Origin of the sequence: Mycobacterium sp. OTB74, from assembly GCF_029892685.1 — a bacterium.
Classification (GTDB): Bacteria; Actinomycetota; Actinomycetes; order Mycobacteriales; family Mycobacteriaceae; genus Mycobacterium.
Window position 1 is genome coordinate 126,061 of the sequence record NZ_JARXVD010000003.1, and the last position, 23,086, is coordinate 149,146.

Consider the following 23,086-nt stretch of genomic DNA (forward strand, 5'->3'; position numbering starts at 1 on the left):
AACCAAGACACAAGGCTGAAGTAAACACGCCGAAGGTCTCAGGGTGGTCACGAAACGCCACCGGTCAAAGTATCCTTAGGCGTTTCTCTCAGTACGCTTACCGGCGTGCCTGCCAGACGCTCCGCCGCGAAATATGACCGTGAAACCCACCTCGGCTTGGTGCGCCGCGCGCGTCGCATGAATCGTGAACTAGCACAAGCCTTTCCGCATGTTTATTGCGAGCTTGATTTCACCAATCCGCTTGAGCTCACCGTGGCTACCATCCTGTCGGCGCAAAGCACCGACAAGCGGGTCAACCTGACCACCCCGGCGCTGTTCGCCACCTACCGCACCGCGCTCGACTATGCCCAAGCCAACCGGACCGAGCTCGAAGAACTGATCCGGCCGACCGGCTTCTACCGCAACAAGGCGTCCTCGCTGATGGGTCTGGGACAGGAGCTGGTGGCCCGTTTCGACGGCGAGGTGCCGCATACGCTCGACGAACTGGTGACATTGCCAGGCATCGGTCGCAAGACCGCCAACGTGGTCCTGGGCAACGCCTTCGAGATCCCGGGCATCACCGTGGATACCCATTTCGGCCGGCTGGTGCGACGCTGGCGCTGGACCGAAGAAGAGGACCCGGTCAAGGTCGAATTCGCGGTCGGCGAACTGATCCCCCGCAAAGAGTGGACGGTGTTGTCGCACCGCGTGATCTTCCACGGCCGCCGGGTGTGCCATGCCCGCAAGCCGGCGTGTGGGGTGTGCGTGCTGGCCGCCGACTGCCCGTCGTTCGGCACAGGACCAACCGACCTCGCAACGGCGGCCGCCCTGGTGAAAGGTCCCGAGACCGAACATCTGCTGGCGTTGGCGGGTGTGGTGGAGGCCGACGCGTGAGCAATGCAGGTCGCTGGACCATTGCGGTGCTTGCTGTCTTCGTGGTCATCGGAGTGGCGCTTTGGCGTCAACTGGACGATGAGCAGCCCCGCAGTGCCCCGGCATCGCCGGGGCCTTCGGCGGCCGCCCGCGCGCACCGCGACGCCGACACTGCCCAGGCCCTGGCCGGCCCGCGCGCTCGCGCAGCGCTGCGGCCGTGCCCGCCGGCGGGTACCGGGCCGGGGCCCGAGGCATTGCGCGGCATCTCAGCGGAATGCGCCGCCGACGGCTCTTCGGTCGATGTCGAGGCGATGGTCGCCGGCCGCGCGGTGGTGCTGAACCTGTGGGCCTATTGGTGCGGGCCGTGTGCCGACGAACTGCCGGCCATGGCGGAATATCAGCGCCGGATGGGTAACAAGGTGACGGTCGTGACGGTGCACCAGGACGAGAACGAGACCGCCGGGTTACTGCGGCTGGCCGATCTCGGCGTCACCCTACCGACGCTGCAAGACGGTCGACGGCTGATCGCTGCCGCGCTGCACGTCCCCAATGTCATGCCAGCGACCGCCGTGCTGCGCTCAGACGGTACCGTTGCTGGAATCCTGCCCCGGCCGTTCACCAGCGCCGACGAGATCGCCGCGGCCGTGAACCCACAGTTAGGAGTGTCGGGGTGAGTGAACTGAACCCACAGGCTGCCCCGGCCTGGCTGCGCCCACTGGTCGAGAACGCCGCAGACCTGCCGCAGGCCTATCGGCGTCGGGTGCCGGCGAGCGTGCTGGCCTCGATAACTGCGGCCGGTGCCACCGCGGCGCTGACCGGCTCCAAGCGGGACGCCGCGGTGCTGGTGCTGTTCTCCGGGGCCCCGGACGCGCCGGCCGGGCAACTTCCGCCCGACGCCGACCTGCTGGTCACCGTGCGGGCTTCGACATTGCGGCACCATGCCGGACAGGCTGCGTTTCCTGGCGGTGCCGCCGATCTGGGCGACAACGGACCAGTGGGCACGGCGCTGCGCGAGGCCCGCGAGGAGACCGGGCTGGATGCCACCAGACTGCAGCCCCTGGCGACGCTGGATCGAATGTTCATCCCGCCCTCGGGTTTTCACGTCGTCCCGGTCTTGGCGTACTCGCCCGAGCCGGGTCCCGTCGAAGTCGTCGATCCGGCCGAGACAGCGATCGTCGCGAGGGTTCCGGTCCGCGCGTTCGTCAACCCCGAGAACCGGCTGATGGTGTACCGCAAGGAGAACACCAGCCGGTTCGCCGGGCCGGCCTTCCTGCTCAACCAGATGCTGGTGTGGGGCTTCACTGGACAGGTGATCTCGGCAATCCTGGACGTCGCCGGGTGGGCGCAGCCATGGAACACCGATGACGTGCATGAACTGGACGAGGCAATGGCGCTCGTCGGCAACTTCAACAGATACCGTGTTCACCAACAATGACACCATCACAGTGGCTTGATATGGCCGTCCTGGCAGTCGCTTTCGTTTTCGCCATCTCTGGCTGGCGTTCCGGGGCGCTGGGCTCCCTGCTGTCCTTTCTCGGCGTAGTGCTGGGCGCAGTGGCCGGCGTGTTGCTGGCGCCGCACGTCGTCGAACACATCACCGGGCCGCGCACCAAGTTGTTCGTAGCGCTGTTTCTGATCCTGGGTCTGGTGGTCATCGGCGAGATCGCCGGTGTCGTACTGGGCCGTGCAGTACGCGGGGCCATCCGCAATCGGGCGCTGCGGGGACTGGATTCGGTGGTCGGGGTCGCCCTGCAGGTGATCGCGGTGCTATTGGTCGCATGGCTGCTGGCCACCCCGCTGGCTACATCGGACCAGCCGAATTTGGCTGCTGCGGTGCGGGGTTCGCGGCTGCTGTCCCAGGTGGACAGCGTGGCACCGTCCTGGCTGAAGCGGGTGCCGACGCGCCTGTCGACGCTCTTGAACAGTTCCGGTCTGCCGGCCGTGCTGCCGTTCGGGCGCACGCCGGTGATCAACGTCGACGCTCCTGATGCGACGCTTGCGAGCGATCCGGTGGTTGGTGCCGACCAGGCCAGCGTCGTGAAAATTCGTGGCGTGGCCCAGAGCTGCCAGAAGGTGTTGGAAGGCACGGGTTTTGTGGTGGCGCCCAACCGGGTGATGTCCAACGCACACGTGGTCGCCGGATCCAACTCGGTCACCGTCGAAGTGACCGGCCCTGACGCCAAGACCTACGACGCCAAGGTGGTGTCCTACGACCCGGATGCCGACATCTCGATCCTGGACGTGCCGAACCTGCCGTCACCGCCCCTGAACCTCGACATGCGTGAGGCCGCCACCGGCACCGACGTCATCGTCATGGGGTATCCAGGCGGCGGCAACTTCGCTGCGACTCCGGCGCGCATTCGCGAGATCATCAAACTCAACGGGCCGGACATCTACCACACCACCACGGTGACGCGTGAGGTCTACACCATCAGAGGCAATGTCCGGCAAGGCAATTCCGGCGGCCCGCTGATCGACCGCGGCGGCAAGGTGCTCGGGGTGGTGTTCGGGGCCGCGGTCGACGATGCCGATACCGGCTTCGTGCTGACTGCGAACGAAATATCCAAGCAGGTGCTCAAGGCGGCCAACCAGGACCCGGTGCCGACCGGCAAGTGCGTGTCAGCCGGGTAGCTGGGTCAGGAAGCCCGACAACTCTTTGTTGACCTCCGCGGGGCTTTCTTCGTGCGCGAAATGCCCTGTGCCGGTGAGGGATACGAACTGTGTCTGGGGTGCATAGCGCGCCGTGTCACGCACCGGGGCGTCTAGCACGTACGGGTCGGCGGACCCGTGGATGTGCAGTACCGGAACCTGGGTGGGCTGCTTCATGGCGCGCATGAATCGCCAACCCTCACTGCGCAACTGGCTGCGCACCGCCCACCGCTGGTACTCCAGCGCCGAGTGGGCAGCGAACGGTATCTGGATGGCGGTGCGCATGTGCCGCATCGATTCGGAGAAGTCGGTTGAGGCGACCCACCCCACTCCGCCGCGGCTGCGAGCGAGTTGCTCGACGGCGGCGCCGTCGCGGCGAGTCAGGACATGCTCGGGCCAGCGCGGCATCTGATTGCGCAGCATCCACGGCAACAGCGCGGCGCGTTGGTGTGCGTCGGCTAGCGCCGACCTGCGGAGCGCCAACGGATGGGGTGAGCTGATTAGCGCGATGCTGCGGACCGCCCGCGGGTGCAGCACTGCGGTCGCCCAGCACACCAGCCCGCCGTCGGCGTGGCCGACCAGCGTGGCCGACTTGTGTCCCAGCGCCCGCACCAGCCCCGCGGTGTCGCCGGCCAGCGTCCAGCCGTCATAGCCGCGCGGGGGTTTGTCGCTGCCGCCGTAGCCACGTAGATCCACCGCAACCACGCGGGCACCGGACAGGCCGCGCAGTTGATGCCGCCACGAATACCAGAACGAGCCGAAACCGTGCAGCAGGATGATCAGCGGGCGGTCGGCGTGGGCGGAATCGCCCGCTTTTCCACGGTCGGGCTGCGAGCTCTCGCCCTCCACAACGTGGAACCGGATGCCGTTGGCGTGAACCTGAAGATGACGCCACGGGCCGTCGATCCAGACGATCGAGGGGTCAGGCGCTGGCACTACCAGCCTGAAGGGTCGCTCGTGGGCGTGCCGCCCGGACGCAGCGCCGCGTCCGCGGGCTTGTCATGGCCTGGCGTGAGCGCCACCCTGGCTTCCTTCACCGAAGCGATGGTGTCCTGCGGACCCCGGATCTTGCGGACCTTCAGATACCCGAACAAAGCCAGTGCGCCCGTCGTCAGCAGCATCAGCACGAACACGATCAGGTAGGCCACCCACTTCCACACCCACAGTTCGAGCACCGTACCGAGGAAGAAGAAGAAAAAGAAGGTGGAGTAGAACAGCACCACCAGTGCTGCGATGAAGAAGATGCTGCCGGTCAGGCCCTTCTTCACGTCGCGGGTGATCTCGGCGCGGGCCAGCTCGACTTCGGCGCGCACCAGTGTCGACATGTGTGCGGTGGCGTCCTTGACCAGATCACCGATCGACGGATCGGCCTTCGGTGCGTGTGGATCCACCAGCGGGATCGATGTCACCGTGGCTGGAACTGCGCCATTCTTGCGGTCGCCATTGCTCACGAACACGTCCTCCCGGCGTCGGTGTAGTCCTGGCATATGTTGCCACGTGGGAAGCCGGTTAACGATGGGGCCCGACGTTAGAATGGCCCGGCTTGGTGACGGGTATGTCGTCGCCGCAGATCTGGAGATGTCTCACGATGCGTTTGCGACTCCGTTGGCCCGCTCTGGTGGCAGTGCCTCTGCTCTTCATTGCACTTGTCATCAGGTCTGGAGGGTTGGAACCCCAGGCGCATGCGGCGCCACTGCTGCCGCTCGGTGGGGGTTCGGGCATCGTGGTGGACGGCGACACCTACTGCACGCTCACTACCATCGGCACCGACAACAGAGGCAAGCTGGTCGGCTTCACTTCGGCGCACTGCGGCGGCCCCGGCCATCAGGTGTCCGCAGAGGGCGCAGAGGATCACGGAATCGTCGGGACGATGGTGGCCGGCAATGAGGCCCTGGACTACGCCGTCATCGAGTTCGACCCGGCGAAGGTGCAGCCGGTCAACACCGTCAACGGCTTCGCAATCGATGGCATTGGCCCGGACCCGGCATTCGGCCAGGTCGCCTGCAAGCTGGGGCGTACGACTGGTTACACCTGTGGCGTCACTTGGGGGCCGGGACAGGATCCAGGCACCATCGTGGACCAGGTGTGCGGGCAGCCGGGAGACTCGGGCGCACCGGTGACCGTGGACAACCGGCTGGTCGGCATGATCCATGGCGCGTTCAGCGACAACCTGCCCACTTGCGTGGTGAAGTACGTGCCGCTGCACACGCCCGCTGTGACGGTGTCGATCAATGCAGTGCTCGGGGACGTCGCGGCCAAGAACCGGCCGGGGGCGGGCTTCGTTCCGGTCGGAGCCTGATCTCCGCCCGCGAGCAGCGAACCGCTCGCGGGCGAAGCCAGTCTCGCTACTTGCTGGCCCGGATCGCCTGGAACACGGTGGGATCCACCAGCGTCGAGGTGTCACCGAGTTCGCGACCCTCGGCGACGTCACGCAGCAGACGCCGCATGATCTTGCCGCTGCGGGTCTTCGGCAGCTCGGGGACCACGTGGATTTCCCGTGGCTTGGCGATCGGCGAAATCTCCATGGCCACCTGTGCGCGCAGTTCATCGATCATGTTGTCGGCACCGCCGTGGGCGCTTTCTTTGAGGATGACGAATGCGCAGATCGCCTGGCCGGTGGTGTCGTCGCTGGCGCCGACGACGGCGGCCTCGGCCACCCCGGCATGCCCGACCAGCGCGGACTCCACCTCGGCGGTGGAGATGCGGTGTCCGGAGATGTTCATGACGTCATCGATGCGGCCCAGCACCCAGATGTTGCCGTCGGAGTCGTAACGGGCGCCGTCGCCGGCGAAGTACCAACCCTGCTCGGCGTACCGGGACCAGTAGGTCTCCTTGAAACGCTCGTCGTCGCCCCAAATGCCGCGCAGCATCGACGGCCACGGCTGATCGAGCACCAGGTAGCCGGTGACGTGTTCCTCGTCATCGGCGCCGGGCACCAGTTCCTTGCCCTCGTCGTCGACGATCTTGGCACTGATGCCCGGTAGTGGGGTCATCGCCGAGCCGGGTTTGGTGGCCGTCACACCGGGCAGCGGCGAGATCATCATGGAGCCGGTTTCGGTCTGCCACCAGGTGTCCACGATGGGGGTCTTGTTGGCGCCGATGACTTCGCGGTACCAGCGCCAGGCTTCGGGGTTGATGGGTTCGCCGACGCTGCCCAGCAAGCGCAGGCTGGACAGGTCATGCGCGGCTGGGATCTGCCGACCCAGCTTCATGAACGTGCGGATCAGCGTGGGAGCCGTGTAATAGATTGTGACACCGTACTTTTCGATGATCTCGAAGTGCCGGTGTTCGGTCGGTGAGGCGGGCGTTCCCTCGTACAGGATCTGGGTGACGCCATTGGACAGCGGCCCGTACGTGATGTAGGTATGCCCGGTGACCCAGCCGATGTCGGCGGTGCACCAGAACACGTCGGACTCGGGCTTGATGTCGAAGACGTTGTAGTGCGTGTAGGACGCCTGGGTAAGGAAGCCGCCGCTGGTGTGCACAATGCCCTTGGGCTTGCCCGTGGTGCCGGAGGTGTAGAGCAGGAACAGTGGCTGCTCGGCGTCGAATGCTTCGGGGGTGTGCTCGGGCGAGGCCGGGTCGACGGTCTGGTGCCACCACAGGTCGCGGCCCTCGGTCCAGTTGACGTCGATTCCGGTGCGGCGCACCACCAGCACGTGCTCGATGCTCGGCGCATCTGCGACTGCTTCGTCGACGGCGTCCTTGAGTGAGGCCGCCTTGCCGCGCCGGTACTGCCCGTCGGTGGTGATGACGAGCTTGGCCTCGGCATCATCGATGCGCGCCTTGAGCGCCGAAGCCGAGAATCCAGCGAAGACGACCGAATGCATCAGGCCAAGGCGCGCACACGCCAGCATGGCGACGATGGCTTCGGGCACCATCGGCATATAGATGGCGACGCGGTCGCCGGCCCGCAGGCCCAGGGCTGTCAGGGCGTTGGCGGCCCGGCAGACCTCGTCCTTGAGTTGGGCGTAGGTGATGGCACGCTCATCGGCCACCGGTTCGCCGACCCATTGGATGGCGACCCGATCGCCGTTGCCGGCCTCGACATGGCGGTCGACGCAGTTGTAGGCAACGTTCAATTTCCCGTCGGCGAACCACTTGGCGAACGGTGCCTGTGACCAGTCCATAACTTCGGTAAAAGGTGTGGCCCAGGACAATCGCTGTCCTTGTTGGCGCCAGAACTCGAGCCGGTCGGCGGCGGCCTGTTCGTACAGTGCGGCGGTGGCGTTGGCCTGCGCGGCGAACGCGGCGGGGGGAGGGTACGCAGACGGCACCTCGTCATCGGCGGTGCCGACAACGAGACCGGTATCTTGTGTCATGGCTGTGAGCGTAGTCACTCACAGGTTGCATGCACGTTGGTAGTCACCATCAGGTGGTCATCTGGCGATGACCGCCGAACTGGGATATCAGTCCTGGGGCGGCTACCGTGTGCGGTCGTGGCTGCACCTGACCCGCTGGCTCCTCTGGCTGACCTCCCCGGCGTCGCCGAGGCCGGGGACGAGGCCCGCGAGGCGCTGGGCCGGGCACACCGGCACAAGGCCAACTTGCGTGGTTGGCCGGCGACGGCTGCCGAGGCGTCGATGAGGGCGGCTCGGGCATCGTCGGTGCTGGATGGTGGCTCGTTGAGTTTCGCCGAGGATGGGGATCCCGACGGGGTGCTGGCCGGGGCGTTGCGGGTGGCCGAGGCGTTGGAAGGCGGCGCGACGAGCCTGGTGGGGGTCTGGCAGCGGGCGCCAATGCAGGCCATGGCCCGGCTGCATGCGCTGGCCGCCGCGGATCTGACCGACGACGACAAGCTTGGTCGGCCCCGCTCCGACCCCGATGTCGGCCGACGGCTGGAACTGCTCGGCGAGGTGGTGGGCGGCGGAAGCAAGGTGCCGGCGACGGTGCTGGCCGCCGTCGCTCATGGCGAGCTGCTGACGTTGGCCCCGTTCGGGGTTGCTGACGGTGTGGTGGCGCGTGCGGTGTCGCGGCTGATCACCATCGCCAGTGGTCTGGACCCGCACGGGCTGGGCGTTCCGGAGATGTACTGGATGCGCCAAGTCAATGAATATCGCGCCGCCGCACGGGGTTTCGAATCAGGGACTGCTGACGGTCTGGCGGCGTGGCTGATTTGCAGCAGCCGTGGCCTGCATGCCGGTGCGCGGGAGGCACTGTCGATTGCGCAGGCCGCCAAGTAGCCCGGAGTGTCAGCAAAGGTGCAGACATAAAAGCAGGCGGCGCTCCGTCGTCAGATTTAATCTGACTCGGCTCGCCGCCCGCTAGCACGGAATACCGGTTACCATGCGTGCTTCTGTGGGTTGCGTGGGTGGCCTCGGCGTTCTAACAATGCGCTGCGGCTACAACTCCACCCAAGGAATCCATTTAGCCGTTCGCTTTTCGCAATTACGCAGGCCCGCAACACTTCTACCATTGTCGCGGCATGTGCTCCGCGTGGGTACCGGGTTCCGTGCTGGGACGCCCGTTTCAGGAGTTCGAACCTTCTCTTCCGGTTCGACCTTGGCCTCCGGGGCTTCCGTGCTTCCTTTGTACTCCGTGACTGCGGTCACATCAAGAGTCAATCGGGCGGCGATTCGCGATTGTTACGCGTGAGGTTCTAGCAACCAATAACCGGACTGTAGGCCGAGCTCTCGGGTGGTGGTCAGATGGCCAGTCGGCGCATCAACGAATAGGTCAGGAAGCCGGCAGCAACGGCACTGGCGCCCACAGCCAGTGTGGTCGCGATCGCGGCACCTGACGGGGCAGAGAACCGGTCGCGCAACGACACCGGACGAATGAACGTCAACACCGGCCAGCCGCGGGTGGCTGCCTCCTTGCGCAACGCGCGGTCCGGGTTGACGACGGCCGGATGGCCCACGGCTTCCAGCATGGGCAGGTCGGTGATGGAATCCGAATAGGCGTAGCAGTGCTCCAGGGTGTAGCCCTCGCGCGCGGCGAGCTCGCGGATGGCCTCTACTTTGCCTTCCCCGAAGCAATAGGACGCGACCTCGCCGGTGTACTTGCCGTCCTCGACCACCATGCGGGTCGCCATCGAATGCGCCGCACCGAGTTCGCGGGCGATCGGGTCGACGATCTCTTCGCCCGACGCCGATACCACCACGACGTCACGGCCGCACAACTTGTGGTCGGCGATCAGTTCGGCCGCTTCGGCGAACACCAGCGGATCGACGATCTCGTGCAATGTCTCGGACACAATGGATTTGACCTGCTCGACGTCCCAGCCTGTGCACATGTTGGTCAGGTAGGTGCGCATGCGGTCCATCTGGTCATGGTCGGCGCCCGACATAAGGAACAGAAACTGCGCGTAGGTGGACTTGAGTACAGCCCGCCGATTCAGCAGTCCCTGATTGAAGAAAGGTTTGCTGAAAGCGAGCGTGCTGGACTTGGCGATCACCGTCTTGTCCAAATCGAAGAACGCGGCGGTGCGAATCGGTCCGGTGGTGTGGGTGTCGGGCCGCGGCGCGGCCCCGGCCTGGGTGTCCGGATCAGATGCGGTCACGACTCCAGCATAGGGTTGCGTTCGTTGGCCGTAGCACACGGCGGCAGGGTGTCGGTCGCTGGCGACAACAGACCACGGTGATTCCGGTGCTGATACGCGGCTCTCCCAGCCAATCAACAGTTGCGCAGTGTCTGGTTGACATGTGTATAGTGGGCATTACCCGGCTTGCGCCGGGTGTGCATCAGCCCGACCCCCCGGGGCTGATCCACGACGACCTCCGCCTCCTCCCCCCCTGGCGGGGGTCGTCCCTTTTGTGGGGCATTCCACGTTTATTGACGGTCCTTCCGGCAGTTTTGCCGCTCCCTTCAGGCTCGCTTAATAGGGCGTGTCGGATGTGATTCGCAGTACCCGCGAAAGTTGCGGAATCTGATTTCCGCCGTTGGTAATGGGTTTCTTCACGGTCGCCTGGGGTGGGTCCAGTTCATCCACAGTTCACGATCCATCCACAGATCGGGATTCGGGTCTGGCGGGGCTCCGGCGCCGCGCGCCACGGTGAAGACGTGACGACAAATGGTGTGCTCGCCCTGGTGGCGGATCCGGGTTTACGCGGCGAGATCGACCAGATCGCCGCGGCCGCCGGCATCCGCGTGGTCCATGCCGAAGAACCGCCATCGCGGCGGATGGTGTGGACCGGCGCTTCGGCGGTGCTGGTAGACGTCGCGGCTGCGCGGCGCTGTCGCGACCTGGGCCTGCCCCGTCGGCAACATGTTGTGTTGGTCCTTTCCGAGGAGCCCGAGGCCGACGAGTTCGAGGTGGCGATCGCGGTCGGCGCCCAGCGGGTCATCACGTTGCTGGGCCAGGAGACCGAATTGGTCAGCCTGCTCTCTGAAATTGCTGACCCGGCATCCGGTGCTCGTAACGCTCCGGTCGTGGCCGTCATTGGAGGCCGCGGTGGGGGTGGCGCAACGGTGTTCTCTGTCGCATTGGCGCAGGTGGCGGCACAGGCCTTGGGGGCGTCTCTGCTTGTCGATGCCGATCCGTGGGGCGGTGGCATTGATCTGGTGTTGGGGGTCGAACAGGATTCCGGGCTGCGGTGGCCTGACTTGGCGGTCCAGGGCGGCCGGCTGAACTATTCGGCGTTGCGTGACGCACTTCCGACGCGGCGCGGGGTCTCGGTGCTGTCATTGGGCAGGCGAGGCGCGGAGGTGGATGCAGGTGCGCTGGCTGCGGTTGTCGATGCGGGCAGCAGAGCCGGTACGACGGTGATCTGCGATCTGCCTCGACAGGCATCAGTGGTGGCCGAGGCAGCTTTGGTCGCTGCCGATCTGGTGGCTGTGGTCTGTCCGGCTGATGTCCGTTCGTGCGCGGCGACCGGCGCAGTCGCGGGTTGGGTCGCAGGAGTCAACCCGAATGTCGGACTGGTGGTCCGCGGGCCCGCGCCCGGTGGTCTGCGGGCATCGGAGATGGCGACCATTCTAGGGCTGCCGCTGCTGGCGGCAATGCGCGCCGAGGCACGGTTGGCAGCCGCCCTTGAGGAAGGCGGACTGCAGCTCGGCGGCCGGTCGCCGTTGGTGGCCGCGGCGCGGCGGGTATTGGGGGCCTTGCGGCAACAGCCGGGTGCGGCAGCATGAGCGCATCGCTGGTCGACCGGGTCCGCGAACGGCTGGCCGCGCAACCCGGTCTGCTGGGGCCGAGTGCCGTGGCCGCGGCCATCCGAGCCGAATCCGGCGGCGTGCTCGGCGACACCGAAGTGTTGTCCAGCCTCCGCCTCTTGCAGACCGAGTTGACCGGTGCGGGCATCCTGGAGCCGCTGCTTCGTGCGCCCGGCACCACCGATGTCCTGGTCAGTGCCCCCGACCAGGTGTGGGTCGACGACGGAAACGGATTGCGCCGCACCGACATTCAATTCGACGACGAAGCAGCCGTGCAGCGGTTGGCGCAGCGGCTGGCCTTGGCGGCGGGGCGCCGGCTCGACGATTCCCAGCCGTGGGTCGACGGTCAACTCGGCGGTCTGGGCGGCGAGTTCAGCGTCCGATTGCACGCGGTCCTGCCGCCGATCGCGGTGGCGGGGACGTGTCTCTCACTGCGCGTACTGCGCCCGGCGTCCCAGAACCTTTCGTCATTGGTCTCCTCCGGTGCGATTGCGCCACCGGCCGCCGAACTAGTCGACCGGATCATCGATGCCCGGCTGGCGTTTCTCATCTCCGGTGGCACCGGCGCCGGCAAGACGACATTGCTCTCGGCGCTGCTCGGTGCCGTCGATCCTGGCGAGCGGATCGTGTGCGTCGAGGACGCCGCCGAACTGGCACCTGCGCATCCACATCTGGTTCGCCTGGTCGCTCGCGCCGCCAACGTCGAGGGGGTCGGCGATGTGTCGGTCCGTGACCTGGTTCGGCAGGCACTGCGGATGCGCCCGGATCGGATCGTTGTCGGCGAGGTCCGTGGCGGCGAGGTGGTGGACCTGCTGGCCGCTCTCAACACCGGGCACGAGGGCGGAGCAGGCACCGTCCATGCCAACAGCCCCAGCGAGGTTCCGGCCAGACTCGAGGCATTGGCGGCATTGGGCGGGTTGGACCGCGCTGCGCTGCACAGCCAGCTTGCGGCAGCGTGTCGAGTGGTCCTGCATACCTGTCGCGACAGTACGGGTCGGCGCCACCTTGGCGAGGTGGCGGTATTGCAGCTTGGACCGGGTGCCATGGTCAGCGCGTCGAGTGCGTGGCATGCCCGTCGCGGAGACGGGCCGGGTATGGGGCCGCTGCGTGAGCTGCTGTCGAGTTGGGGTGCACTGTGAGTGCCGCTGCGCTCGTACTGGCCTGTGCGCTGTTGGTGGCACCGCAGGCCTCGGCTTCGTCACGGCTGGGTAGCCGGAAGGCTTTGTGGCACAGGCGTGTTCCCCTCGGCCACGGTCGTGCCGGCTCGGGTCTGGCTACGTTGGCGACCCTGGTGGCAGCGGTCGCGTTACCGGTGCCTGCTGCGCTTTCAGCCGCCGCGGCGGTGGCGACATTGGCGGTGCGCAGGCGCCGCGCCCGTAGGAAGGTAAAGCGCACGCGGGAGGCCGCGTCGTTGCAAGGGGCGTTGAGCATCCTGGTCGGTGAACTGCGCGCGGGCGCGCACCCGGTCGCCGCATTCGAGGCCGCTGCGCGGGAGGTCGACGGGCCGGTGGCCTCTGCGTTGGGCGAGGTTGCGGCGCGCGCTCGGTTGGGAGCGGACGTCGCCGGCGGATTGTGCGCGGTCGCGGCACGCGCGGAACTGCCCGTGCATTGGCAGCGACTGGCCGTGTACTGGGCGCTGGCCCGGGATCACGGTTTGGCCATATCGCCTCTCATGCGTGCCGGCGAGCGCGACATCGTTGCCCGCGAACGCTTTTCATCGCGGATCGAGTCGGCGATGGCTGGCGCTCGGGCTACTGCGGGGGTATTGGCCGGGCTGCCGCTGCTGGGCCTGCTCCTCGGGCAGCTGATCGGTGCGCGTCCGCTGAGTTTCCTGTTCGGTGGTGGTGCCGGCGGCGTTGTTTTGGTCGTTGGTGTCGTGCTGTCGTGTCTGGGGCTGCTGTGGTCGGACCAGATCATCGGGCGGGCGGCCGGTAAATGATCAGTGCGGCTTTACTTTTGGCGCTGGCTCTAGTGTTGCTGCCGGCTCCCGGTCACCAGCGGCTGCGCGCCTGCGCCGACCTGGCGGCCGAGCCGTGGACCACGGCTGGACGGGAGGACCCGCTGGCGGTCCCGTCGAGCCTCGATGTCTTCGCTGCCTGCCTGTCGGCCGGAATGGCAACCGGTAGCGCGGCCGCGGCAGCAGCAACGTCGGCACCAGGACAACTTGGCGAGGTGCTGCGTCGGGCCGCGGAACTACTGGCGCTGGGCGCAGCTCCGGCAACCGCGTGGGCTGAGCCTGCGGGTTCGGCCGGCCCACAGGTGCAGGCACTGCTGCGGCTCGCACGGCGATCAGCGTCCTCCGGTGCGGCATTGGCACGTGGCGTCGCTGAACTTGCCGAGCAGGCTCGGGCCGACGTGACCGATGCTGCCGACGCCGCGGCCGAACGTGCCGCGGTGCTGATCGCCGGACCGCTCGGGCTGTGTTACCTGCCGGCGTTCGTGTGTCTGGGCATCGTCCCGGTTGTTGCTGGTCTTGCTGACGATGTCTTGCGCTCAGGAGTGCTGTGACCGATACCGGCTCGGTGTCGGAGTCAAATGTAGAAATGGGGAGGAAAAACTATGAGATACAAAGGTTTTCGCACGCTGCTGTCAGCTAGAGTTGCGGTACTGCTGTCTGATGAGGACGGCATGTCCACCGTTGAATATGCAATCGGGACCGTGGCTGCGGCCGCCTTCGGAGCGATTCTGTACACGGTCGTCACGGGTGACTCGATAGTCAACGCCTTGACCAACATCATCGCGCGTGCACTGACCACCAAGTGACTTCTCCGTCGTTGCGTGGGGATTCCGGTGGCGTCACCGTGGAGGCAGCATTCGCCGTCGCGGGGTTGGTGGTGGTTGCGGTGCTCTGTTTCGGTGGGCTGGCGGCAATTTCGTCGCAGGTCCGCTGCGTCGACGCCGCGCGAGAGGCGGCACGGCTGGCGGCCCGAGGTGATGTGCGCGCCGCGGAGGTTGCCGGGCGCATCGGACCCACGGGTGCCGTCGTCGACGTCCGGCACGACGGTGGCCGCGTGGTCGCGCGGGTCACCGCCCGGGCTCCGCTGCTGCCAGGAGTCGTACTGCGGGCAGAGGCGGTCGCGGCGCCTGAGCCGGGGGTTTGACCAGGCTCTGCCCGGCGACGCCGGAGTGGCCACTGTGATGACGGTGGCACTGATCGCCGTGCTGATCGCACTCACAACGGGAGCTGGTGCGGTCGGCGCGGCAGTGATCGGTCGGCACCAGGCCCAGGCCGCCGCGGATCTGGCTGCATTGGCGGCCGCGGGCAGTCTGGCAGGCGGCGCTGCCGGAGCTTGTGGCCAGGCATCCTCGATCGCAGAGGCGATGGGAGTACGGGTCAGCAGTTGCACGGTGCGTCAACTCGATGTGCTTGTCGACGTTGACCTCGGGATCCGCTTTGGCCGTTGGACTCTCGGTGACGCTCATGGTCAGGCGCGTGCTGGACCCCAAGTGGCAAATGGAACGCCATGAAGTGGCACGTCGTGCTGCGCCGTGTCACGTGGATTCGTCACCGTCTGGTGTTTTCTCGTCGGCGATCCTGGCCTCTGCAACTGTCCGCTCGTCGTCGGTGGGCAGTCGCAACGACAACATCCCTGCGAAGGTGTTTTCGGCAACCTCGATCCGGTGCGCAGTGACGTGAATCAACGTCCACCCGCCGTCGTGCGCGCGCAATCGAAGCACCCGCGCGGTCGGGCCGGCGCCGAATTCCACAGTCATTGCTGCCATTTCGTTGACCTCGTCGGGGTGGACGACGGGGTGAGCCTCATCGTTTGGACGCCAGTCGAAGAACGGGCATGGCGCGTCGAGCCACTTGATCAGCTTCCAGCTGTCCAGGTCGACCATCGCGCGGTGCACTCCCGGCTGCGACATGCCGTCGACGATGCGCTGCGCCAGATCAACGGGTGCGGCGGCCGAAGATTCGTCGCGGACGCTGCGCCAGTTCATTGCCCGGCAGATCAATCGCTCGCGCCCGTCGTCTGTGGTCTCGGTCAGAATTCGTGCGACGAAGCCGACGGTGATCGGATTGCCCTGAAAATCAGTCACGTCCCACGCGCTGCAAAATGTCTGGCCGACCTCAGGATTGATCACCGTCGAGATGACCCGCGCCTCATTCGGATTGAGTGCACGGGCCGGCATGTCCTCGGCGAATGCCCGCCCATGAGTCGCCTCGGTCTCTGGGTTCAGGCCGCTGTTGGATAGCGATTCGGGGGTATCGGTGGCGATGCCGTCGGTCAGGTTCCAGATGAGCGGGCCCGGGATGACCCGCTCGGGCGGCTCGACATCGGGTGGACCGACCCACACCTGCACACCGTGAATCCGGCCGTCGGTCATCTGGACGACTTCAGTCCGGATCACCCGATCACTCTTGGGTGTGATGCTGGTCAGCGGTTGGCCGCCGCGCACCGTTTCCCCGATGGCGGACTGAATGGCCATCAGATTGTGGTTACGGCGCAGGAACGCGCTTATGGGCACCAGATTCTTGGTTTGCCGCCCCTGGGCAACCACCGCGGGCTCGGCGCCGAGAGTTTCGACAAGGAGCCACTCCTGGGTCATGTCGGTAGCTTATCTGCACCCGTGCGCGGCCCGTCCGGCGCAATGGTTTGCTCGCTCGGCGTGACGGCCTGATCTCCCTTTGCCATCCAGATCGAACTGTTTTGCGGATAAATCTTGCGCCGACGCCGGGCAGGCGGTACTTTGCCACTGCGCCCGGCTGGCCGGGACTTGGGAACGGATCGTGTTGTCCGGCCGTTCGCCGCTTCGCCTGTGTGTCTTGACGTTTTAGTGCTATCTGGCGCTATACCGTGAGACGCGGTGTGGACGGCGACCGTCGAGGGGTAGGTCGTTTCCGCGCGGGCCCAGGGCCCGTGGTCCGTCACCGGTTGCATGACGTGTTAGATGACTTGGCTCGCCACGCGTTACATAACGTGGCTCGCCACGGCGTCGAGCACCAGGCGAAGCACTCGCACCGCACCCGCCTTGTCCAACGGATCATTGGCGTTGCCGCACTTGGGGGATTGCACACAAGACGGGCATCCGTGCTGGCATTCGCATGCCTCGATCGCGGCTGCGGTTGCGCCCCACCACGTGCTCAGTTCCCGAAATCCGCGGGCGGCAAATCCGGCTCCGCCGGGATAGCCGTCGTAGACGAAAATCGTTGGCAAACCGGATAAATCACCCGGGGCGGGTCCGCACGCAGTCGATACCCCGCCGATGTCGCCGCGATCGCAACTGGCAACCAGCGGCAGCAGGCCGATGGCCGCGTGCTCGGCGGCGTGCAGCGACCCCGGTACCAGCAGCTGATCGATTCCGTTGTCCAGCAGCACTTCCGGAGTCATAGTGCACATGACGGCCATGGTTTCCAGGGTGCGGGTCGGCATGTCGAGGTCGACGAAATCGATGACCTCCCCGTCCAATCCACGACGTAGATAGCCGACCACGGTGTTGGACACCGATACGGGCACCAGGCCGACCGTCACCGGCCCGAACCGGCGCAACTCGCCCGTCCCCGTCACGGCTATGTCGGTGACCTCGCGAGCCGAGGTGGAGTAGCCGGGGTCCGCGGGGTGGACGAAGGCAACGCCGGCCTCAAAATCCAGGGTGTCCACCACAAACGTCTCACCCTGGTGCAGATATACCGCACCGGGATGTACCGACGCCGGGGCCTGGCCGGCGCCGGTGCTGCCCAGCATCCGGCCGGTGTCTGACTCCAGGATGGCGATCTGGCCGCCGATCGAACCGCGGATGTCGACCGCGGGATGCGGGTCCACGCCGGGTGCCGCGAAGAAGCCCCCCGGCCGCTTGCGCAGCAATCCGTCGTCAACCAGAGACTCCGCCACGGCCTCGGCTTCCCAGTTTCGGATTTCCGCGGGCGTCAACGGCAATTCTGTTGCAGCGCAGAGTAACTGCGGGCCGAGGACATAAGGGTTGTTGGGGTCGATGACCACCCGCTCGATGGGCTTGTCCAGGAGTGCCGACGGGTGGTGCACCAGGTAGGTGTCCAACGGGTCGTCCCGGGCGATCAGCACGATCAATGCGCTCTGACCGCGTCGGCCGGCCCGTCCGGCCTGCTGCCAGAACGACGCCACGGTGCCCGGGAAGCCGGCAAGCACCACCGCGTCGAGGCCTGCGATATCGATCCCGAGTTCCAGCGCATTGGTGGTGGCCAGTCCGCGCAGTTCCCCTTCCGCGAGGGCATGTTCCAGGCCGCGGCGGTCCTCGGCCAGATAGCCGGCCCGGTATGACGCCACCAGGGGGGCCAGCGCCGGAGCCACGTTTTCGAGGCGGGCGCGAGCACCGAGCGCGGTCAACTCGGCACCTCGGCGGGACCGCACGAACGTCAGCGTCCGGGCCCCCTCGGCGATCAGGTCGGCCATCACCCGCGCGGCCTCGGCGCCCGCGGATCTGCGTACCGGAGCGCCGTTCTCGCCGATCAGGTCGGTCAGCAGCGCAGGCTCCCACAGAGCCACGGTGCGGCCGCCATGCGGGGAGCCGTCCTCGGTGACCGCAGTGACGCTCTGGCCCAACAACTCTGAGGCGGTATGTGCCGGTGCGGCGGTGGTGGCACTGGCGAAGACGACAGTTGGGCTAGAGCCGTACCGCTCGCACAGCCGCATCAGCCGCCGCAGCACCATTGCCACGTTTGAGCCGAAAATTCCTCGGTAGTAATGACATTCGTCGACCACCAGGTACCGTAGGTTGCGCAGGAACACCGCCCATCGGGCGTGGTTGCGAAGCATGGACAGATGGATCATGTCCGGGTTGGAGAAGATCCAGCGAGACCGTTCCCTGGCGAATTGCCTTGCATCCGTAGAGCTGTCGCCGTCGTACGCACTTGGTGCCGTGTCGGTGAGGGCGGGAATCGCGGCGCACAACGACTGCGCGGCGCGGAGTTGGTCATGTCCGAGGGCTTTGGTCGGGGACAGATACAGTGCCCGGGCGCGGCTGTCGCTCTGCAGGTCAGTCAGGATCGGTAGCTGGTAGGCAAGGGATTTTCCCGATGCGGTACCCGTCGCGATCACCACGTGCCGACCCGCATGTGCCAGGTCGGCCGCGGCCACCTGATGCGACCACGGTTGGGCGATTCCACGGTTGGCGAAAACCTGCGTCACGTCGGGACCGACCCAAGGGGGCCAGGGAAATAATCGCGCCTGCCGGGGCGAAATGTCGGTCACATGACGTAGTGGCCGCTCGGATGGGTCGGTGCCGTCCAACGCGCACGATAGAAGCTCGCGCCCGAAGTTTTGGTCCCCGGCATCGGGCTGCCCGTGCGTCACCGTAAACCCTTCTGGAGATGGGGTTCTGCCCTGTGCATCGTCCTCTGATGAATTGTTAACCATAGGTTTGCCGTTGAGCTGTCGCGGGAGCCCTGAACGTGGTTGACTAATGGCGGTCGCAGCTTCTGTGTTCGTGTGTGAGCACCCGCAGGAACGACGTTGCGGCCGCGGTTCCTTCGGGAGGGTTGTAGGTCCGGTAGTTCCGGCGACTCACGCGTTGGTATGGCGGTCGGAACGGGCCCGGTACATCGGAAGACTCGATGGACCGCACCCGCAGTAACAAGAAGGAAACGAAAGACAAATGCCACAGGGGACTGTGAAGTGGTTCAACCCGGAAAAGGGTTACGGCTTCATTGAGCAGGAAGGCGGCGGCGGCGACGTCTTCGTCCACTACAAGCAGATTCAGTCCAACGGGTTCCGCACCCTTGAGGAGAATCAGAAGGTCGACTTCGAGATCGAGCAGAGCCCGAAGGGTCCGCAGGCTCTGAACGTTCGTCCCGTCTGAGACACACAGACGCCAGGAAACGCCCCCGCATCGTTGGTTGACGACGCGGGGGCGTTTCGCTATCCAACCTTTTGCGCGCTGCTGGCCTACTGTCGGCAGGGTGAGCCAGCTGTCATTCTTCTCAGCTGAATCGGTGCCGCCTGCGGTCGCCGATCTGACGGGGCTGCTCGCCGCGCCCGGCCAGCTGGTTTTGGTCGGCCTCGCGGGCGATGACCGCGCGGTGCGGCTGTCGGTGGTGGTGGACGCGCTGTGGCGGGCTGAGGCAGTGGCCGAGATGATCGCCGTGGTTGGTTTGATGCCGGAGGTCACCCACACCGAGGAAAAGACCCCGCTGGTACGCACCACGGCGGACATCCGGCTGGCGCCGATGGCCGCAGAGTGGACGCGTGGTGCGGTCAAGACCGTGCCTGACGGGTGGCTGCCCGGTCCGCGCGAACTGCGCGCATGGACCCTCGCTGCGGGCACACCGGAGCCGAACGGCTATCTACTCGGGGTGGATCCACACGCGCCCGATACTCACGCGGCACTTGCATCGGCGCTTATGAGGGTCGGAATCGCCCCCACGTTGATCGGCACCCGTGGCCACCGTCCGGCGCTGCGGATCAGCGGTCGCCGGAGGCTATCGCGCCTGGTAGAGAACGTGGGAGAGCCGCCCGGGGACACCGAAGCTTTCCTGTCTTGGCCGCGCATCTAGAGGTCTATCGGGCCAGGGCCGGTTTGCGTCCCTGAGCTGTGGGTGTCAAATTGTGACTTGCTATCGGGCCGGATGACGGGTTAGGCATGCATCCGGTATCGAAACGGCAAACAAAGAACTGGAGCGTATAGATACGGTGGCTGACCAGGACGGTGCCGGCAGCGGCGGCCGGGTCCGGCGACTCGTCATTGTCGAGTCGCCCACGAAGGCGCGCAAAATTGCCGGTTATCTCGGCTCCAACTACGTCGTCGAATCATCGCGCGGCCATATTCGCGATCTGCCGCGTAACGCCGCAGATGTGCCGGCCAAGTACAAGTCGGAGTCGTGGGCCCGGCTGGGCGTGAACGTCGACGACAACTTCGAGCCGCTCTACATCGTCAGCCCCGATAAGAAGGGCACGGTCACCGAGCTCAAGGGCCTCCTCAAAGACGTCGACGAGCTCTACCTCGCTACCGACGGTGACCGCGAGGGCGAGGCCATCGCGTGGCACCTGCTGGAGACGCTCAAGCCCAAGGTGCCGGTCCGGCGCATGGTGTTCCACGAGATCACCGAGCCCGCCATCCGCGCCGCCGCCGAGAACCCGCGCGACCTGGACATCTCACTGGTCGACGCGCAGGAGACCCGACGCATCCTGGACCGGCTGTACGGCTACGAGGTCAGCCCGGTGCTGTGGAAGAAGGTTGCGCCGAAGCTGTCGGCCGGCCGTGTGCAGTCGGTCGCGACCCGGATCATCGTGCAGCGCGAGCGCGAGCGCATGGCGTTCCGCAGCGCCGGCTACTGGGACGTCACCGCTGAGCTGGACGCCAGCGTGTCAGACCCCGCTGCGTCTCCGCCCAAGTTCACCGCCAAGCTCAACACCGTCGACGGGCGTCGCGTCGCCACCGGCCGGGATTTCGACTCGCTCGGTGTGGTCCGCAAGCCCGACGAGGTGCTGGTGCTCGACGAGGCCAGTGCCGGGGCGCTGGCCGCCGGTCTGCGCGGTTCGTCGCTGACCGTCAGCTCGGTGGAGCAGAAGCCGTACACCCGGCGGCCCTACGCGCCGTTCATGACCTCGACGCTGCAGCAGGAGGCCGGCCGCAAGCTGAGGTTCTCATCGGAACGCTGCATGAGCATCGCGCAGCGGCTGTACGAGAACGGCTACATCACCTACATGCGTACTGACTCGACCACGCTGTCGGAGTCAGCCATCAACGCCGCCCGCAACCAGGCACGTCAGCTGTACGGCGACGAGTACGTGCATCCGTCGCCGCGGCAGTACACCCGCAAGGTCAAGAACGCGCAGGAGGCCCACGAGGCCATCCGGCCCGCCGGTGACGTCTTCCAGACCCCTGGACAGCTGCACGGCGCGCTGGACACCGACGAGTTCCGCCTTTACGAGCTGATCTGGCAGCGCACCGTGGCGTCGCAGATGGCTGACGCCCGCGGTACCACGCTGTCGCTGCGTATCGCCGGAGCTGCTCCGGCGGCGACATTGGACGGGGGCACCGCTGGCGTTCATCAGGTCGTGTTCAACGCCTCCGGCCGCACCATCACCTTCCCGGGCTTCTTGAAGGCCTACGTCGAGAGCATCGACGAGCTTGCCGGCGGTGAGTCCGACGACGCCGAGAGTCGGCTGCCCAACCTCACCCAGGGTCAGCGGGTCGACGCGGCCGATCTGACCGCCGACGGCCACACCACCAACCCGCCGGCCCGGTACACCGAAGCCTCGCTGATCAAGGCGCTGGAAGACCTCGGCATCGGCCGTCCATCGACCTACTCGTCCATCATCAAGACCATCCAGGACCGCGGCTACATCTACAAGAAGGGCAGCGCCCTGGTGCCTGCCTGGGTGGCGTTCGCGGTTATCGGCCTGCTGGAGCAGCATTTCGGCCGGCTGGTGGACTACGACTTCACCGCCGCCATGGAGGACGAGCTCGACGAGATCGCCGCAGGCAATGAGCACCGCACCAACTGGCTCAACAACTTCTACTTCGGTGGCGACCACGGTGTGGACGGGTCGGTGGCGCGCGCGGGCGGGCTGAAGAAGCTGGTCGGCGTCAACATCGAGGGCATCGACGCTCGAGAAGTCAACTCCATCAAGCTTTTTGATGATGCCGAAGGCAGGGCCATCAACGTCCGCGTCGGCCGCAACGGGCCGTACCTGGAGCGCATGGTCATTGATCCTGACGCCCCGGACGGTGAGCTCAAGCCGCAGCGCGCCAACCTCAATGACGACCTGACCCCTGATGAACTCACCCTGGAGTTGGCCGAAAAGCTTTTCGCCACACCGCAAGAGGGCCGGGTACTGGGTGTCGACCCGGCGACCGGACATGAGATCGTCGCGAAGGACGGGCGGTACGGGCCGTACGTCACCGAGGTGCTGCCCGCGCCCCCGGAGGACCCTGACGCTGGTACCGGCGCGAAGAAGGCCAAGAAGCCGACCGGACCCAAGCCGCGCACCGGATCCCTTTTGCGCTCAATGGATCTGGAGACCGTGACGCTGGAGGACGCGCTAAAGCTGCTGTCCCTGCCGCGCCTGGTTGGGGTTGATCCGGAGAACAACGAGGAGATCACCGCGCAGAACGGCCGCTACGGCCCATACCTCAAGCGCGGCAGTGATTCTCGGTCGCTGGCCAGCGAAGACCAGATGTTCACCGTCACCCTTGAAGAGGCGCTGAAGATCTACGCCGAGCCCAAACGCCGCGGGCGCCAAGGCGCGGCCACCCCGCCGCTGCGTGAGCTCGGTACGGATCCGGTCTCGGGCAAGCCGATGGTGATCAAGGACGGGCGATTCGGCCCGTACGTCACCGACGGTGAGACCAACGCGAGCCTGCGCAAGGGCGACGACGTAATGTCGATCACCGACGAGCGCGCCTCGGAGTTGTTGTCCGACAGGCGCGCCCGTGGTCCGGTGAAGAAGGCGGCCAAGAAGACGCCCGCCAAGAAGGCTGCAGCCAAGAAGGCTGCCGCGAAAAAGGCCCCGGCGAAGAAGGCTGCGGCAAAGAAGGCCTGATCCCGCTGAAGCAGGGACCTGTCGAATCT

At 66.3% G+C, this 23,086-nt stretch carries 22 protein-coding genes; 16 read left to right on the forward strand and 6 right to left on the reverse strand.

All coding sequences use genetic code 11. The features are described from left to right. Positions 1 to 177 precede the first annotated feature (177 nt). From nth to marP, 4 genes are read left to right on the forward strand one after another with little or no spacing between them, the layout of a single operon-like run. On the forward strand, positions 178 to 873 hold the full coding sequence (nth, locus tag M2432_RS06140) for an endonuclease III (RefSeq protein WP_280826164.1): 696 nt from the start codon (positions 178 to 180) through the stop codon (positions 871 to 873). Next, the gene (locus M2432_RS06145) at positions 870 to 1,526 is read left to right on the forward strand and encodes a TlpA disulfide reductase family protein (protein ID WP_280825881.1); all 657 of its coding nucleotides are present in this window, start codon (positions 870 to 872) and stop codon (positions 1,524 to 1,526) included. The genes nth and M2432_RS06145 overlap by 4 nt, the downstream gene beginning before the upstream one ends. Then, positions 1,523 to 2,287 (forward strand): CoA pyrophosphatase, encoded by a 765-nt coding sequence (locus tag M2432_RS06150; protein ID WP_280825882.1) that lies wholly within the window; start codon positions 1,523 to 1,525, stop codon positions 2,285 to 2,287. Before M2432_RS06145 ends, M2432_RS06150 begins: the two co-directional genes overlap by 4 nt. Beyond that, positions 2,284 to 3,483: an acid resistance serine protease MarP gene (gene marP, locus M2432_RS06155; protein ID WP_280825883.1), complete on the forward strand. Its 1,200-nt coding sequence runs from the start codon at positions 2,284 to 2,286 to the stop codon at positions 3,481 to 3,483. The genes M2432_RS06150 and marP overlap by 4 nt, the downstream gene beginning before the upstream one ends. Here marP and M2432_RS06160 read toward each other — a convergent pair. Beyond that, the gene (locus M2432_RS06160; protein WP_280825884.1) at positions 3,472 to 4,437 is read right to left on the reverse strand and encodes an alpha/beta hydrolase; all 966 of its coding nucleotides are present in this window, start codon (positions 4,435 to 4,437) and stop codon (positions 3,472 to 3,474) included. The two genes, marP and M2432_RS06160, sit on opposite strands and share 12 nt — an antisense overlap. After that, entirely contained in the window at positions 4,437 to 4,952 is a 516-nt protein-coding gene (locus M2432_RS06165; RefSeq protein WP_280825885.1) for a phage holin family protein, read from the reverse strand. The genes M2432_RS06160 and M2432_RS06165 overlap by 1 nt, the downstream gene beginning before the upstream one ends. A 137-nt stretch (positions 4,953 to 5,089) precedes the next feature. Between M2432_RS06165 and M2432_RS06170 the strand changes: the two genes are divergently transcribed. Then, on the forward strand, positions 5,090 to 5,800 hold the full coding sequence (locus M2432_RS06170; protein WP_280825886.1) for a S1 family peptidase: 711 nt from the start codon (positions 5,090 to 5,092) through the stop codon (positions 5,798 to 5,800). A 46-nt stretch (positions 5,801 to 5,846) separates the two neighbouring features. On the opposite strand, the gene acs is transcribed toward M2432_RS06170, so the two are convergent. Then, a complete protein-coding gene (gene acs, locus M2432_RS06175; protein ID WP_280825887.1) occupies positions 5,847 to 7,823 on the reverse strand; it encodes an acetate--CoA ligase in 1,977 nt (658 codons plus the stop codon). Positions 7,824 to 7,940: 117 nt separating this feature from the next. On the opposite strand from acs, the gene M2432_RS06180 reads away from it, so the two are divergent. Continuing rightward, entirely contained in the window at positions 7,941 to 8,684 is a 744-nt protein-coding gene (locus M2432_RS06180) for an oxidoreductase (protein WP_280825888.1), read from the forward strand. 461 nt (positions 8,685 to 9,145) lie between these two features. Here the strand turns inward: M2432_RS06180 and M2432_RS06185 are convergent, their stop codons facing one another. After that, positions 9,146 to 9,934, reverse strand: a complete 789-nt coding sequence (locus M2432_RS06185; RefSeq protein ID WP_280826165.1) for an HAD-IB family hydrolase — start codon at positions 9,932 to 9,934, stop codon at positions 9,146 to 9,148. Positions 9,935 to 10,503: 569 nt separating this feature from the next. Here M2432_RS06185 and ssd point away from each other — a divergent pair. Genes ssd through M2432_RS06220 form a run of 7 tightly spaced genes read left to right on the forward strand, consistent with a single transcriptional unit; the run spans position 10,504 to position 15,063 of the window. Then, the gene (gene ssd / locus M2432_RS06190; RefSeq protein WP_280825889.1) at positions 10,504 to 11,574 is read left to right on the forward strand and encodes a septum site-determining protein Ssd; all 1,071 of its coding nucleotides are present in this window, start codon (positions 10,504 to 10,506) and stop codon (positions 11,572 to 11,574) included. Continuing rightward, positions 11,571 to 12,734, forward strand: coding sequence for a TadA family conjugal transfer-associated ATPase (locus M2432_RS06195; RefSeq protein WP_280825890.1), 1,164 nt, complete (start codon positions 11,571 to 11,573; stop codon positions 12,732 to 12,734). The genes ssd and M2432_RS06195 overlap by 4 nt, the downstream gene beginning before the upstream one ends. Further along, the gene (locus M2432_RS06200) at positions 12,731 to 13,534 is read left to right on the forward strand and encodes a type II secretion system F family protein (RefSeq protein WP_280825891.1); all 804 of its coding nucleotides are present in this window, start codon (positions 12,731 to 12,733) and stop codon (positions 13,532 to 13,534) included. The genes M2432_RS06195 and M2432_RS06200 overlap by 4 nt, the downstream gene beginning before the upstream one ends. Further along, entirely contained in the window at positions 13,531 to 14,103 is a 573-nt protein-coding gene (locus M2432_RS06205; RefSeq protein ID WP_280825892.1) for a type II secretion system F family protein, read from the forward strand. Before M2432_RS06200 ends, M2432_RS06205 begins: the two co-directional genes overlap by 4 nt. 51 nt (positions 14,104 to 14,154) lie before the next feature. Then, positions 14,155 to 14,358, forward strand: a complete 204-nt coding sequence (locus M2432_RS06210) for a DUF4244 domain-containing protein (RefSeq protein ID WP_280825893.1) — start codon at positions 14,155 to 14,157, stop codon at positions 14,356 to 14,358. Beyond that, on the forward strand, positions 14,355 to 14,696 hold the full coding sequence (locus M2432_RS06215) for a TadE family type IV pilus minor pilin (RefSeq protein ID WP_280825894.1): 342 nt from the start codon (positions 14,355 to 14,357) through the stop codon (positions 14,694 to 14,696). Before M2432_RS06210 ends, M2432_RS06215 begins: the two co-directional genes overlap by 4 nt. A 25-nt stretch (positions 14,697 to 14,721) precedes the next feature. Then, complete coding sequence (locus M2432_RS06220) at positions 14,722 to 15,063, forward strand: Rv3654c family TadE-like protein (RefSeq protein ID WP_280825895.1); 342 nt, start codon at positions 14,722 to 14,724, stop codon at positions 15,061 to 15,063. Positions 15,064 to 15,087: 24 nt separating this feature from the next. Here M2432_RS06220 and M2432_RS06225 read toward each other — a convergent pair whose 3' ends face one another. Beyond that, positions 15,088 to 16,146: a PAS domain-containing protein gene (locus tag M2432_RS06225; RefSeq protein WP_280825896.1), complete on the reverse strand. Its 1,059-nt coding sequence runs from the start codon at positions 16,144 to 16,146 to the stop codon at positions 15,088 to 15,090. A gap of 362 nt (positions 16,147 to 16,508) precedes the next feature. Continuing rightward, on the reverse strand, positions 16,509 to 18,866 hold the full coding sequence (locus tag M2432_RS06230; RefSeq protein ID WP_280825897.1) for a DEAD/DEAH box helicase: 2,358 nt from the start codon (positions 18,864 to 18,866) through the stop codon (positions 16,509 to 16,511). Between the two features lie 301 nt (positions 18,867 to 19,167). On the opposite strand from M2432_RS06230, the gene M2432_RS06235 reads away from it, so the two are divergent. The 3 genes from M2432_RS06235 to topA all read left to right on the forward strand — a co-directional run bounded on the left by M2432_RS06235 (position 19,168) and on the right by topA (position 23,057). Next, positions 19,168 to 19,371 (forward strand): cold-shock protein, encoded by a 204-nt coding sequence (locus M2432_RS06235; RefSeq protein WP_280825898.1) that lies wholly within the window; start codon positions 19,168 to 19,170, stop codon positions 19,369 to 19,371. 100 nt (positions 19,372 to 19,471) lie between these two features. Next, positions 19,472 to 20,065 carry a hypothetical protein gene (locus M2432_RS06240; protein WP_280825899.1) on the forward strand — a complete coding sequence of 198 codons (594 nt, stop codon included), beginning with the start codon at positions 19,472 to 19,474 and terminating at the stop codon, positions 20,063 to 20,065. A 127-nt stretch (positions 20,066 to 20,192) separates the two neighbouring features. After that, positions 20,193 to 23,057 carry a type I DNA topoisomerase gene (topA, locus tag M2432_RS06245; RefSeq protein WP_280826166.1) on the forward strand — a complete coding sequence of 955 codons (2,865 nt, stop codon included), beginning with the start codon at positions 20,193 to 20,195 and terminating at the stop codon, positions 23,055 to 23,057. The last annotated feature ends 29 nt before the right edge of the window (positions 23,058 to 23,086 follow it).